This is a genomic window from Mesobacillus subterraneus, from assembly GCF_020524355.2.
GTDB lineage: Bacteria > Bacillota > Bacilli > Bacillales > Cytobacillaceae > Mesobacillus > Mesobacillus subterraneus_C.
Map to the genome: position 1 here is coordinate 1,771,255 of NZ_CP129019.1, position 12,554 is coordinate 1,783,808.

A 12,554-nucleotide genomic window follows, 5' to 3' on the forward strand; every position below is an offset into this window, starting at 1 on the left:
AATGTTTTTTGCAAATTTTGTGTTATAAGAATAGGTCCAGTTAAGCTTAAGAATGTGATAATAAGCACAGTTTATCATTCAATCGATTCAATGAATGTACCATTATTCATTCACGCTTTAAAAGAAAATATGAGCAATATAGCAGATATCCCCTGGATACACAGACTGAAAAGGGCAAAGAAGATCACCATTTCTTGTTCGGAGGCAATGGTACCAGGAAGACCGCAAATAGCGGGGTTTTTTATTATCACTCCCAGCATTGTTCCCATGATTGCGCTTAATCCACCGTTATAAATCCCAGCCATCAATGATTGGGCATTCAACATAGAGCCGTATGAAAATCCGAATGTGATACCGAGTAAAATGTTAAGCACACCAACAATTTCGAGATGGTTAGGGAAAAGCAATACCAGATTTATGGAAGTAACTAGTCCCAGTGTGCTGCTGGCAAAAGAGGAAGCTGTATATGAGAACCTGTCACTAAATAACAATCTCGATTTACGGAGTACATAATATAGCCAGGCCCCAATGAAAATATTGATGGAAGTTATCGAAATTAATAATATATGCATAAAAGACCCCTCCAAACGAATGTATCAGGTTTTGTAAGCCGAAGCGCGGCCGCTATGCAAAAAGAACTGAGGATAAAAATCTCAATCATGATTAAGAACAAAACACCTTCATATGCGGCAGCTCCAACCATCGGCGCCATGATCCCCATCATTAACCCAGTTATATAACCAGACAATAAGGTTTGATAGTCAAAGAGGTTGCCAAACAAAACACCTGAAATACCACCTACGATCACCGAAAACAAGGTTGCCTCCAAAAAGTAAAAAGGATACAAGTTGATAAAAATAATCCCTGTCCCGAGAGCCAGACCTCCAGCAGTCACCATGGTTAAGTTCATTCCTAAATGAAAGCCGATCAGTTTTCTTCGATTGTATAGATAGATATATAGAACGTATGCGGACAGGAAATTAATTGGGTAAAAAATCACTATCCATTCCGGCAAAACTCATCACCTCTACTGTTCAATGTATTCATAACTGAAGATGAGGTGTTTGAATTTTTTGCCAATTATAATGACGTTTAAGATATTTGCCTCATATGATAATGGGAAATTTGTTCGAAAGGAGTCAAATCGTTGAGAACAGGTATGCGACATTCGGATTACTTAAAAAATCTTTTAGAGGATAGAAAGAATGAGCTTCGGCAAGTTGATCCCATTCATGAAATCGGTAATCAAATTACTTCACCACCTGGTGCAACTTCACTTGAAGAGAATAAAATCATTGCCGAATACCTGGAACAAACAAACCTTCATACACTTGCGAATGCTGTTCCTGAATTTAAAAAAACGCTGATACTTAAGAAATTTTTTAAGATGAAACGAAATCAAGAGGTAATAGTCTATATTGACCATCAAGGGACTACAGAGGAACTCTCAGGGAAGGTCAATGCAATCGGTAGGGATTTTGTCATCCTGACGAATTTAAAGGACCGAATATGGATTCCGTATAAAACCGTTATATCGGCAAATTCTCCCGCAGGAGTGCCGACCTATGAGAACACTCATCAAAATTTTATCTATGATAATGATCTTAAGAGAAAACTAACAACGAATTTTGGTGAAACAGTTGCCAAACGCGATGTACTAATTCACCAATTTTTCGAAGAATCCCTTAGGGGCAACCTTGATAGATGGAATGGATTATGGATCAAAGCTATTACTGCTGAAGAAACAGCCTGGGGGAAAATCGTCTCGGTGAGTGAAGAAAGTATCTTGTTACAGTCTTTTAACTCCAATCGAGAAATTGTCTTCAAAGATCTGTCACATCTCATCTCTGCCCGCTTTATTAACCGGGTGATTTTAATGGGGAAAACCGTTTTAACTACTTTATTCCGATAAGATTCTTAATTCCCAAGATTTCAGAAGAACGAGAAAGGGTGAAGCAAATGCATGACTCTCAATTAAAATCATTATCTACTGTACCAAATGATACTAAAGTCAATGACCCGTTATTTGATTTTTTTAGCAACCAGATGGGCAAACAAATTCTGATCGTTACGGAATCATCACAATTAAATATTTTAGGGCAAACCTTTAGACCGATTTTTTGCGGAAAGGTAGCTGAAGTTGAACCAGGCCATTTAACACTTACACCAGTCACAATTAAAATTTTGAACGCACCATTCCATAAATTTCCAATACCTATATCCATTCCTTTTGAAAAAATTGCGCATTTTACAACAGATGTCGATTGTTCTATGAGAATACCGTTAGTTTAATCAGACAAGTAAGGGAGGTATCATTTCTTATGTCACTAGATTACTCAAAAATGACAAATGTAAATGAAATCCATGACTCTGCCATTATGGAACACTTCAGAAATGGAATTGGCCACAAGACGCTTGTGATTTCTCCATCCTATCCGTATATGTTCGTAGGCATAATCAAGGAATTGATCGGTGATACAGTAAGGATCGATGTGGAGACCACTCACTTTGCCCAATTAGAAAACCGCGATTGGTACATTCACATTCATAATATTGAAGTTTTCTATATTGAAAGGCCTGGTGCACCAAAAATACCAAAGCTTGAAGATTATTAAATACCTATGAAGGGGGGGAAATCCATGTTACGAAAATATCATGTTGTCGGAATTTCAACGAGAATAGTAGTTAATACGTTCGGTGACCACAATCCCAATGGCAGAATTTATGTCTTGAAGGAAAATGAGTCAAAGATTAAGGACCTCGTGAAAAAAAATCCTTATAAGCCTATTGATCTTGTTCAACCGTTAACTATTCGTGCCAACGAGGGGGATATGGTTGAAATACTGTTTGAAAACCAGCTTCCTTTTTCAGCAGGTATGCACTTCCAGGAAGCTGATTATAATGTCCTGACATCCGACGGAGCGGATGCAGGTTATAACCCTGATACAACGGTAGAGCCTGGAGGGGAGATTGTTTACCGGATTAATGCTAGTCAAGAAGGTATCTACTTCTTCACCGACATGGGCAATGTTTCAAGCACAGAACAAGGATCAAGTGTCCAGGGATTATTCGGGGCGCTGCTTGTCCAAAAAAGGGGATCCAGCTGGACTGATCCTGTTACGGGCGGACCTATCAATAGTGGGGTGTACGCTGACATACACCATCCTTTTCTTCCATCTTTCAGGGAGTACTCCTGGTTCTTTAATGATGAAATGGAAATCAAGGATCTAACTGGGAACCGACCCTTCAACCCAATGACCAACCAGGAAGCTGAATCCTTCCATGGAGTGAATCTTCGCTATGAACCGATGACGAACCGGAAAAGACTGATGGAGGCGGGAGTAGTATGCCCGGATTGTGATTCAGAAGAAGTCCATCATGACTCATGGGTTTTTGGTGACCCTGCCACTCCAATATTAAGAGGATATGTGGGAGACCCGGCAGTCATCAGGCTGATTCATGGCGGGGTAAAAGAAACTCATGTGTTTCACTACCATGTCCATCAATGGTTGGGTGATTCCAGCAATATTAATTCTGAAATACTTGATGCACAATCTATAAGCCCTCAGACTCATTATTCACTTCAGCCACTTTATGGACTTGGAAGCCTGCATGGTGCTATTGGTGATTCCATCATTCACTGCCATCTGTATCCACACTTCGGCATAGGCATGTGGGGAATCAACAGAGTTTTTAATACTCTCCAGGATGGAAGCCAGTGTTATCCAAATGGTGTTAGAATTAATGCCTTAAAGCCGTTGCCAGACCGCCCGGCACCACCGAAGCCCACTCCTGAAAAACCCGGATTCCCAAATTTTATACCAGGGAAAGTCGGCTATAAAGCACCAAGACCGCCACTAGGCATTGTCGGAGGCCGGGATATGACTGAACTGGAACGTAAGGCAGCGATTCCAAACCCCCGTCCGGGAGCAGTTTTCGTTGACCCTTGCATTGACCAAGATCCAGTAGTAGTCGAATTTAATGTTTCTGCTATTGAAATGCCAGTAGTTTATAACAAGCAGGGCTGGCATGATCCGAAGGCAAGATTTTACGTCATGGACGAAGATCTCGATGATATCCTTGCTGGAAAAAAAGAGCCCGAGCCGCTAGTCTTCCATGTTTCTGCTGGTGCATGTATAAGAATGAACTATACAAATCGGCTGCCTCATATTTTAGACGGTGACGCATTCCAATTAGTGACAAGGACGTATGAAAATGGTTTTCACATTCACTTTGTAAAATTTGATGTCCTTGCCTGTGATGGAGGAAATGTAGGCTGGAATTATGATAGTGCAGTTCTTCCAGGACAGACGATACGTTATGAATGGTATGCAGAAACTGAATTAAAGGCGTTTTTTTTCCATGATCATTTATTTGCTAACTCCCATCAGCAGCATGGCGTTTTTGGAGCAGGCGTGATTCAGCCGCGATTCTCTAAATTCCTTGATTCGAGAACAGGTGAAGAAGTGGATCATGGTACGCAGATTTCTGTACAACACCCTTTTATCCCGGATTATCGTGACCAGACACTTTTCGTCCATGACTTTGCCCTTTTATTCGATAAAAATGGCCGTCCAATCCAGCCCCCTAGGTATCCTGGTTCTGAGGATGACCCAGGTGTTTTTGGTGTCAATTATAAGTGTGAACCTTTACAGTTCAGGCTTGGTGAAGATTGTGACCCTGCCTACTCCTTCAGTTCCTTTGTTCATGGTGATCCAGTCACTCCGATTCTCAGAGCTTATGAAGGAGACCCAATTAGAATTAGGCTCTTGCAGGGCGCGCATGAGGAATCTCACAGTTTTAATATCCACGGTTTAAAGTGGAAAGAAGAGAGGCCGGATTTGGGGTCATCAATGAAAGCCCAGCAGCATATCGGTATTTCTGAGTCGTTTACTTTTGAAACTGAAATTCCTTCATCCGGAGATTATCTTTGGGCTTTTGAGGATGAGGAAGATGTTTGGCTTGGTACATGGGGTTTAATCCGGGCGTATAGCTCAAAAATGAAGGATTTAATCGTATTGGCAGACCGAGAAGCGCTTCCGGATGGAACCGCTGAACCTCCTAAGCCTACAGGGAAACCGCCTGAAAAAGCTCATCCTCTTGCCAGTCTTCCGCCAGAAGCTTATAAGGGTTCACCAGTCAAGAAATTCGAGGTTGTCGCATTCCAGACACCAATTCAATACAACTCATATGGCGATCATGACCCATTTGGAATTATTTTCTCTTTAAAAGAGGATGCAGAAGACATTCTCTCAGGAAAAAAGAATCCGGTTCCTCTAATCTTAAGGGCAAATGTCGGAGACCTTGTAGAGGTAACCCTTACAAGTGAGCTGAAGAAAGAACTCTTTCCCTTTGAAGATGGAATCCACCCTTACCCGCCGGTAAAAGAACAATCCTTTTATCCTCCGTCACTAAGGATATCACTGCACACTAGCCTGCTGAATTACGACGTAAAGACATCCAGTGGAGACACAGTTGGTTACAATCCGGACCAAACTGTCGGTCCTGGTGAGACAATCACGTATAGATGGTTTGTTGATGGCCAGTTTGGAATGTGTTCTATGTGGGACATGGCTGATTTGCGAAACCACCGTTCGTTTGGAACATTTGGAGCATTTATTGCTGAATCAAGATTTACAACATACCTTGACCCTCGCAGCCAGGAAAAAGTGAATACCGGTGAAAATGTCGTCCTTTGCCACCCCTTGCTACCTGCTACAAGAGAATTCGTCCTCATATTGCATGATGGTGTGAGACTTGAGGATAAAAATGGAAAGGTCATCATTGATCCTATGGATGGGGTCATACCAGATACAGAAGTGCTCGAAGAAGTCGACACGTATGATTATGGGTCAAGAGGATTTAACTACCGTAGTGAGAGATTAATCAATCGATACAAGGAACACCCAGTAATGCACGAGCTGTTTTCATCAGAAATTTTCGGGGACCCTTCGACACCTTTATTCGAGGCATATCCTGGCGAGGCAGTGGTTATACGGATTACCACTCCTGCAGAAAGGCGCAGATCTCACACCTTCCACCTTCATGGACATTACTGGAAATTTGACAGTAAAGATCTTGATTCGCGGATTCAGTCATTTTTAGGCCATATGGTTACGGGCCATACAGATGATTTGCGCTTGATTGGAGGAGCAGGAGGAGTATTCAATTTCCCAGGAGATTACTTGTACCGTTCCGGCAATATCCGCTGGGACATAGAATTGGGGATGTGGGGAATCTTCCGTGTTCATAAGGATCCAAAGGAATACCTGCCGCACCTTGAGGAAGTTGAAGGGAAGTGGAGCAATGAAGAAAAGGCATAAAATTGAAATTCCAGTTGATGAGTCTTCAAGCCATGAGATGATGGAAAGCAGTTCCTCTTCTGCAACCGATCCGGAAGATGAATTGTGCTTACCGGAGGGCTGTCCCGATATCATCGAAACTCCAAAAATCCCTTCACCGACATCTTGTATGCCTGATGACCGGTTGCACGAATTAGAAGAAAAAATTGATAAAGCCAACCGTATGCTATTGGACCTCGGGCTATCAAATGTGCAGTCTGAACTTGGACGGAGAATTTTATTCGATGGACTGGCAGGGGAAATGGTGAAGATTAAAATCAACTGTTCAGATTCTGGGGAGAGCTTTACAGAAGCTAGTCCACTAAAGCCAAAAGAGGAAGTTTTAAACAAGAAGACCAAGAAGCAAAGGTATCACAAGAAGAAACGGCTTGCCAAGAAGAAGCGCAAGCATAAATGTAAAAAAAATAAATTGAACAAAAATTTCCTTGAAGGCTTTGTCCAATTAGTAGGCAGTGATTTTGTCCAACTTCAGAAAAACAGAAAGACATTCATTATACCTTTCAATAAGATCTGTCTGGTTTTATCCAAAAAGCCGTATCATCTACCGAAAGCCAAAGCTCCTTTAGTAGATATCGATCCATGTTTTCGGAGAGACCTGACCTATAATTTTGGAGAAACAGTAGCTCATGATCCTGAGCTGATCCAGATCTTTTTCAGGATTAAGTTATCAATGTACCTTAAAACATTTATGGATGAAAAAATAAAAATCTATACAAATTCTGAGAAGGTAATAGGTTCATTGGCAGGGCTAGAAAACGGAAACGTTATTCTTGTCAGCGAAAGTGCACAGGTTAAAGCAATACCATTTACGACGTTCTGCTACCTGAAAAAAGGTTGAGTAACAATTAGAAGCGCCTGAGCATTTGCTCAGGCGTTATTTCCTTCATCCTTTTCAAACCAATTGATTTTATCAAACGGAATCATCTTATATTTCTTTTTTGGGTAGTTACGGTTTCCCTTGTTTTTTTTGTGGATGACTAGCTCAACAAAATCTGTTCCAACAAAGGAAATACGACCATTGACTTTTTTAATCTTGCTGTCACATTCTGACCCTATAATAACTTTACATCCAATATAACCACGTAATACTGCTGCCATTTTGTGCCGCAAACCTCCCAAGCGGACGCTGAAATGCCTGCTGCATAACTCTCGATCAGTGAAATTATACCGGCGGTCGAAAATTACCGGGACACAATCATCTTTATAGCTATGGCAATATCCATGATGTGAACTTGATTCCAGATCATCCATGGTTGGGCAATCTGAATGTGAGCTAAAGGTAAAGGCTGAATCAACATCATCGCATTGTGGATGGTCGCAGTCATGGTATTCTTGAGAATTCTGTTTGAAATAATCTCGACTTCTTGAAAAATAAGCCCCAATATCCATCTTTATCCTCCCTCCTTATGGGTTTTAGAAATAGGTGCCTGTTTTCATTTTATTCCTGTAAAAAATTTTTGTATGAGCAAGATGCCCTGTCAGGATTATGGTATCTTCAGGATTGCCGTTCCAAAGAAAGTTTCAACAAAGAACGCGAAGAACTATTTAGTCTGATTCTTGAATAAACTGACTATAGAGCCGTCAGTACTATCACTCTTCGACGATAAGGGCAGCTGTCTGCTTCAGGCACCATGACCTAGAAAAATCTAAAAATGTTGACATAAAATAAGCTTTTCTTTTATAAAATGTATGATAAAATAAAAAAGTCAAAATTACATATTCCGTTCTGACGGAAGAGGTTCTAGCTACCCTCTCAAAAAAACTAAGGGAAAACAGTACTGCTGTCTTAGTGGTACTGTTTTTTCTGTTGTAAAGGAGCATTTCTTATGAAAAATGAAAAAGCCGTTGTCGTATTCAGCGGCGGACAGGATAGTACGACTTGCCTGTTTTGGGCTATGAAGGAATTTGGAGAGGTTGAAGCAGTCACTTTCGATTACAACCAGCGTCATCGGACTGAAATACGATGTGCAGAAGAAATTGCAAGCGAGCTTGGCATTAAGCATCATGTTCTTGACATGAGTCTGCTAAACCAACTAGCTCCTAACGCACTTACTCGAAGTGATATCGATGTAAAGGATGGGGAAGACGGAGAACTGCCATCAACATTTGTGCCGGGGAGGAATCTATTGTTTTTATCCTTTGCTGGAGTTCTTGCAAGCCAAGTGAAAGCAAAGCACATCGTAACAGGTGTTTGCGAAACGGACTTCAGCGGCTATCCAGATTGCAGGGACGTGTTCATAAAATCATTGAATGTAACTATTAACCTATCAATGGACGAGAACTTTGTCATTCATACACCATTAATGTGGCTGAATAAGTCACAAACTTGGAAGCTGGCTGATGATTTAGACGCTTTTGAATTTGTCAGGTCAAGAACACTGACTTGCTATAACGGAGTCATTGCAGATGGCTGTGGTAGCTGTCCGGCCTGTAAGTTACGAAAAAGAGGGCTGGATGAGTTCCTCGAAGGAAATCTTGATACCTAATTTCAGTTTATGCGATCATGCAAAAATAGATAAAGATATTAATAGACGGAGGTAAGATAATGAGAATCTTTTTATACTTAATTTCAATTGTTACTGCCAATGTGATTACAGCTGCTCTTGCGCCACTTCAATTTGGAATGTTCATTGTGCCGATGGGGACATTGCTGATAGGGGCTACATTCATTTTCCGTGACCTTGTGCAGAATAAGTACGGCCGGGCGAAAACTTATATGTTCATCGGTTTGGCGCTCGTTCTTTCTGCTATTGTTTCGTATATACTAGGAGATACACTTACGATCGTTTTTGCTTCGGCATTGAGTTTTGCTGTTGCTGAGACGACTGATACTGAAATTTACACGAGGCTTAAGCTTCCAATGAGCTGGAGAATCTTCTACAGCGGATTAGTTGGCGGCCTCCTGGATTCAGTCATCTTTGTCGTAATCGGGCTAAGTCCATTAGGAGCAAACTTCCTTCCGTGGGAAGCTGTTCCTGCAGCGATTTTAGGCCAGGTTATTGTTAAAACCATCATCCAGGGAATTGGCGCAATACTGCTTAACCCTATTAACAACATTTTCAATAATAAAGCAATGACACACTAGGATAAAAAGGTGCCGATCTATTGATCGAGCACCTTTTGTTTGATTATGATGAATTTTACCGGAGTAATATTATCACTTTTTTCTTTCATATTCTCTTGTTTTTTTTCCTGAAACTCAGGCTGGATCGTTCAGTTTGCCTTTCCAAATTACCGATTATTTCATTCTTGATCACAATAACAAAGGTTGAAAATATTAAAGATCAATCCCAAGGAACTGAAGGAGACTCACTGAGCATGTTTAAGCCATATAGCATGTTTAGACCTCGTTACCCATTAGAAAATTTAATTTTAGTCACTGGATGCATTATAACTTTAATTTTTTCAAAACGATTCTTTCAATGGTTTTCCAAGGGAAATAGTTTTTTAATTGAATCATGGTCTTGACACCTTTTCCAATGGGGTACCTTAGGTTTGGTGAGCTTTCATTTGAAGCAATCGTCACTGCAAGCCTGGCAACATCTAGTGGATCTCCATAGGAATCTTGCTCGGCTGTTAATGTTTTCATTATTGAATCCTTGAGCAAGTAATATGGTGAATCATTTGGCAGTGATACATTTTCGATGCTTTGCCAAATATTTGTTTTATAAGAACCCGGCTCGACAAGAACCACATCAATCCCAAAAGGCTTGAGTTCGAGCCTTAAGCTTTCACTATAACCTTCAAGAGCATGTTTAGAAGAAACGTAGGGAGACAATCCGGGGAATCCAAATCTGCCGCTGATGCTGCTCATATTGATAATTTTACCTGATCCCTGCCTGCGCATGACAGGAAGGACAGCCTGTGTAACAGCAATAACGCCAAAAAAGTTCGTTTCAAATTGCCTTCGATAATCATCGACTGTGAGTTCCTCAGAAAATCCACCATGAGCATATCCCGCATTGTTGACGAGCACATCTACAGACACAAGGGATTCTACAAACACTTTGTATTTCTCGATTGATTCTTCCATCGTAACATCCAATGGAAAAATGGTTATGTTATCTGTCACACTTTCAGCGGCAGCAAGTTTTAGCAGGTGTTCTTTTTTATAGAGGTTTCGCATTGTTGCGATCACCTGGAAACCTGATTTAGCCAATTCGACCGCGATCAATTCACCAAACCCGCTAGAGGAGCCAGTTACAATGGCTGTTTTCAAATATTTCACCTTCTTCACTGTCTTTTTTACTATATTACAGTAAAAAATTATTTTAAACATGAACTAATGTATCTTTCTAGCATTCATGGAAAAAATCTAATACTGTGGATTTTCCATGAAAAGGAGCATGCATATGACGAAGGTAGAAGCATTCAAAATCCTTAATTTGATTGAAAAAGTTTATCCGCTTGTAACTTTAAAGAGTGAAACGATTCTTATGTGGTTGGCCAATTGTGAGTCAGTGGATTATGGAAAGGTGTTGAATAAACTGGCCGTTCATATAAGGAGTAATCCATTTCCTCCGACAGTACAGGAAATCTTAGCAAAACCTTGTAATGAAGGCAAATATATCGAGTGGGAGGAGGAATATTCAATTAGACCGGCCGAAAAATTTTGTGGCAAATAAGAAAAGCGCAAGCGCCTTGGTCAGCCCCGACAAGCGCTGGAGGGCCGACCAATGAAGTGGTTCTTTGACTTCAATGATCGGACCGAAGCGACTCGAGGGGCTAGGCGCTGGAGCTGGACACTAATCTATGTATAAAAATTTAATACATTTAGTAAAAAAATTAGTGTATAACTAATTGTTGCATTTGATATTCGATAAGTATTGTAATTTTTCAGATGAAAATCAAGCTTCATTTGATAAAGAAGAACTTACAATAAAATTCACCATTTAACTTTATTTTAAAAATATCAACAAATATTATTACCTGGTCTTAGTGGTGGAAACATTGATAAATCAGGGTTTTGAACAAGAACTTTACTGAAACATGACATTTATCATGTGTCATGCATGACACCTGCTACTGCACAGATTCATTTCCCTTATTTATAATTTGGTTAACTAACAAATCCGAAAGGGGAATTTATAACAAGATGGCAACTCACAACGCAAAGGAACTTAGAAAACAGGTCGCCCCTTATGAAAGTTCTAACATTAAAGATAGTATCATTCAAATAATCAATACGGTCGTTCCATTTTTAGTTTTATGGTTTTTGACCTACCAAAGCATCGAGATTTCTTATTTGTTAACTATTGGAATCGCTGTTCTTGCAGCTGGTTTCATGATCAGGATCTTCATTATCTTCCATGATTGTACGCACCATTCATTTTTCAAGAATCGTACAGCGAACAAAGTGGTTGGTACGCTCACAGGAGTATTGACATTGTTCCCTTATAGCCAGTGGGGACATGAACATTCTGTGCACCACGCAACGAGCAGCAACTTGGACAAGCGTGGGACAGGGGACATCTGGGTCCTGACAGTCGATGAATATATGGCTGCCCCTATGTGGACGAAACTCGCATACAGACTCTACCGTAACCCATTGGTGATGTTTGTACTTGGGCCGATTTATATTGTTTTGATTACGAACCGTTTTAATCGAAAAGGTGCAAGGACTAAGGAGCGCTTGAACACCTATCTAACGAATGTGCTGATTTTTGGAATTTCTGCTCTATTGATTTGGGCAATTGGCTGGAAGGCATTCATAATGGTTGAAGGACCTATCTTCTTTATTGCAGGTATGTTTGGCATTTGGCTATTCTATGTACAGCATACATTCGAAGATTCATATTTCGAGGCTGATAAGGATTGGGAATACGTGAGAGCTGCGGTAGAAGGAAGTTCATATTATCAGCTTCCTAAGGTACTACAATGGATAACTGGCAACATCGGATACCACCATGTACACCATTTAAGCCCGAGGGTTCCCAATTATAAACTTGAAGAAGTCCACAAGAATACGAAGCCTTTGCAGAATGTCCCGACCATAACACTTTCTACAAGCTTAACATCATTGAAATTCCGTTTATGGGATGAACGGAATAAGCAGTTTATCAGCTTCAAGGAAATGAAGGCATATGAGCGAACAAATAAATTGACGGCTCAGACGAAGCCAGAACTATAAAATCAACTCCCCTTATTCCAGGATTGAATCACTCCAGGATTAAGGGGAGTAATTTTTTGTAA

13 protein-coding genes and 1 riboswitch are annotated in these 12,554 nt (G+C 40.5%); of the genes, 9 read left to right on the plus strand and 4 right to left on the minus strand.

The features are described from left to right. Positions 1-110: 110 nt before the first annotated feature. Together LC048_RS09110 and LC048_RS09115 are read right to left on the minus strand one after the other, a co-directional pair. Entirely contained in the window at positions 111-572 is a 462-nt protein-coding gene (locus LC048_RS09110; RefSeq protein ID WP_226600777.1) for a hypothetical protein, read from the minus strand. Then, positions 557-1,015, minus strand: a complete 459-nt coding sequence (locus LC048_RS09115; protein ID WP_306050035.1) for a hypothetical protein — start codon at positions 1,013-1,015, stop codon at positions 557-559. The genes LC048_RS09110 and LC048_RS09115 overlap by 16 nt, the downstream gene beginning before the upstream one ends. A gap of 132 nt (positions 1,016-1,147) precedes the next feature. On the opposite strand from LC048_RS09115, the gene LC048_RS09120 reads away from it, so the two are divergent. The 5 genes from LC048_RS09120 to LC048_RS09140 are packed head-to-tail and all read left to right on the plus strand — an operon-like array spanning position 1,148 to position 7,200. Continuing rightward, entirely contained in the window at positions 1,148-1,912 is a 765-nt protein-coding gene (locus tag LC048_RS09120; RefSeq protein ID WP_226600779.1) for a hypothetical protein, read from the plus strand. A gap of 47 nt (positions 1,913-1,959) precedes the next feature. After that, on the plus strand, positions 1,960-2,292 hold the full coding sequence (locus LC048_RS09125; RefSeq protein WP_226600780.1) for a hypothetical protein: 333 nt from the start codon (positions 1,960-1,962) through the stop codon (positions 2,290-2,292). A gap of 29 nt (positions 2,293-2,321) precedes the next feature. Next, positions 2,322-2,615, plus strand: a complete 294-nt coding sequence (locus tag LC048_RS09130) for a hypothetical protein (RefSeq protein ID WP_226600781.1) — start codon at positions 2,322-2,324, stop codon at positions 2,613-2,615. Positions 2,616-2,639: 24 nt separating this feature from the next. Then, positions 2,640-6,323 carry a multicopper oxidase domain-containing protein gene (locus LC048_RS09135; RefSeq protein ID WP_226600782.1) on the plus strand — a complete coding sequence of 1,228 codons (3,684 nt, stop codon included), beginning with the start codon at positions 2,640-2,642 and terminating at the stop codon, positions 6,321-6,323. Then, positions 6,307-7,200 (plus strand): hypothetical protein, encoded by an 894-nt coding sequence (locus LC048_RS09140; protein ID WP_306050038.1) that lies wholly within the window; start codon positions 6,307-6,309, stop codon positions 7,198-7,200. The genes LC048_RS09135 and LC048_RS09140 overlap by 17 nt, the downstream gene beginning before the upstream one ends. 29 nt (positions 7,201-7,229) lie before the next feature. On the opposite strand, the gene LC048_RS09145 is transcribed toward LC048_RS09140, so the two are convergent. Beyond that, on the minus strand, positions 7,230-7,751 hold the full coding sequence (locus LC048_RS09145; protein WP_226600784.1) for a hypothetical protein: 522 nt from the start codon (positions 7,749-7,751) through the stop codon (positions 7,230-7,232). 340 nt (positions 7,752-8,091) lie between these two features. Further along, positions 8,092-8,134: riboswitch (PreQ1 riboswitch) on the plus strand. A 54-nt stretch (positions 8,135-8,188) separates the two neighbouring features. Between LC048_RS09145 and queC the strand changes: the two genes are divergently transcribed. Both queC and LC048_RS09155 read left to right on the plus strand, forming a co-directional pair. Then, the gene (gene queC / locus LC048_RS09150) at positions 8,189-8,848 is read left to right on the plus strand and encodes a 7-cyano-7-deazaguanine synthase QueC (protein WP_226600785.1); all 660 of its coding nucleotides are present in this window, start codon (positions 8,189-8,191) and stop codon (positions 8,846-8,848) included. 59 nt (positions 8,849-8,907) lie between these two features. Then, positions 8,908-9,447, plus strand: coding sequence for a VUT family protein (locus LC048_RS09155; protein ID WP_226600786.1), 540 nt, complete (start codon positions 8,908-8,910; stop codon positions 9,445-9,447). A gap of 303 nt (positions 9,448-9,750) precedes the next feature. Here the strand turns inward: LC048_RS09155 and LC048_RS09160 are convergent, their stop codons facing one another. Continuing rightward, complete coding sequence (locus LC048_RS09160) at positions 9,751-10,581, minus strand: SDR family oxidoreductase (RefSeq protein ID WP_226600787.1); 831 nt, start codon at positions 10,579-10,581, stop codon at positions 9,751-9,753. Positions 10,582-10,714: 133 nt separating this feature from the next. Between LC048_RS09160 and LC048_RS09165 the strand changes: the two genes are divergently transcribed. Both LC048_RS09165 and LC048_RS09170 read left to right on the plus strand, forming a co-directional pair. Beyond that, the gene (locus LC048_RS09165; RefSeq protein WP_226600788.1) at positions 10,715-10,987 is read left to right on the plus strand and encodes a hypothetical protein; all 273 of its coding nucleotides are present in this window, start codon (positions 10,715-10,717) and stop codon (positions 10,985-10,987) included. A 470-nt stretch (positions 10,988-11,457) separates the two neighbouring features. After that, positions 11,458-12,492 (plus strand): Delta(5) desaturase DesA, encoded by a 1,035-nt coding sequence (locus tag LC048_RS09170; RefSeq protein WP_306050041.1) that lies wholly within the window; start codon positions 11,458-11,460, stop codon positions 12,490-12,492. The last annotated feature ends 62 nt before the right edge of the window (positions 12,493-12,554 follow it).

Excerpts from the sequence above, each read along its gene's own strand:
- LC048_RS09110 (WP_226600777.1), bottom strand. The coding sequence starts at position 572 with ATGCATATATTATTAATTTCGATAACTTCCATCAATATTTTCATTGGG.
- LC048_RS09125 (WP_226600780.1), top strand. The coding sequence starts at position 1,960 with ATGCATGACTCTCAATTAAAATCATTATCTACTGTACCAAATGATACT.
- LC048_RS09130 (WP_226600781.1), top strand. The coding sequence starts at position 2,322 with ATGTCACTAGATTACTCAAAAATGACAAATGTAAATGAAATCCATGAC.
- LC048_RS09135 (WP_226600782.1), top strand. The coding sequence starts at position 2,640 with ATGTTACGAAAATATCATGTTGTCGGAATTTCAACGAGAATAGTAGTT.
- LC048_RS09140 (WP_306050038.1), top strand. The coding sequence starts at position 6,307 with ATGAAGAAAAGGCATAAAATTGAAATTCCAGTTGATGAGTCTTCAAGC.
- LC048_RS09145 (WP_226600784.1), bottom strand. The coding sequence starts at position 7,751 with ATGGATATTGGGGCTTATTTTTCAAGAAGTCGAGATTATTTCAAACAG.
- queC (WP_226600785.1), top strand. The coding sequence starts at position 8,189 with ATGAAAAATGAAAAAGCCGTTGTCGTATTCAGCGGCGGACAGGATAGT.
- LC048_RS09155 (WP_226600786.1), top strand. The coding sequence starts at position 8,908 with ATGAGAATCTTTTTATACTTAATTTCAATTGTTACTGCCAATGTGATT.
- LC048_RS09165 (WP_226600788.1), top strand. The coding sequence starts at position 10,715 with ATGACGAAGGTAGAAGCATTCAAAATCCTTAATTTGATTGAAAAAGTT.
- LC048_RS09170 (WP_306050041.1), top strand. The coding sequence starts at position 11,458 with ATGGCAACTCACAACGCAAAGGAACTTAGAAAACAGGTCGCCCCTTAT.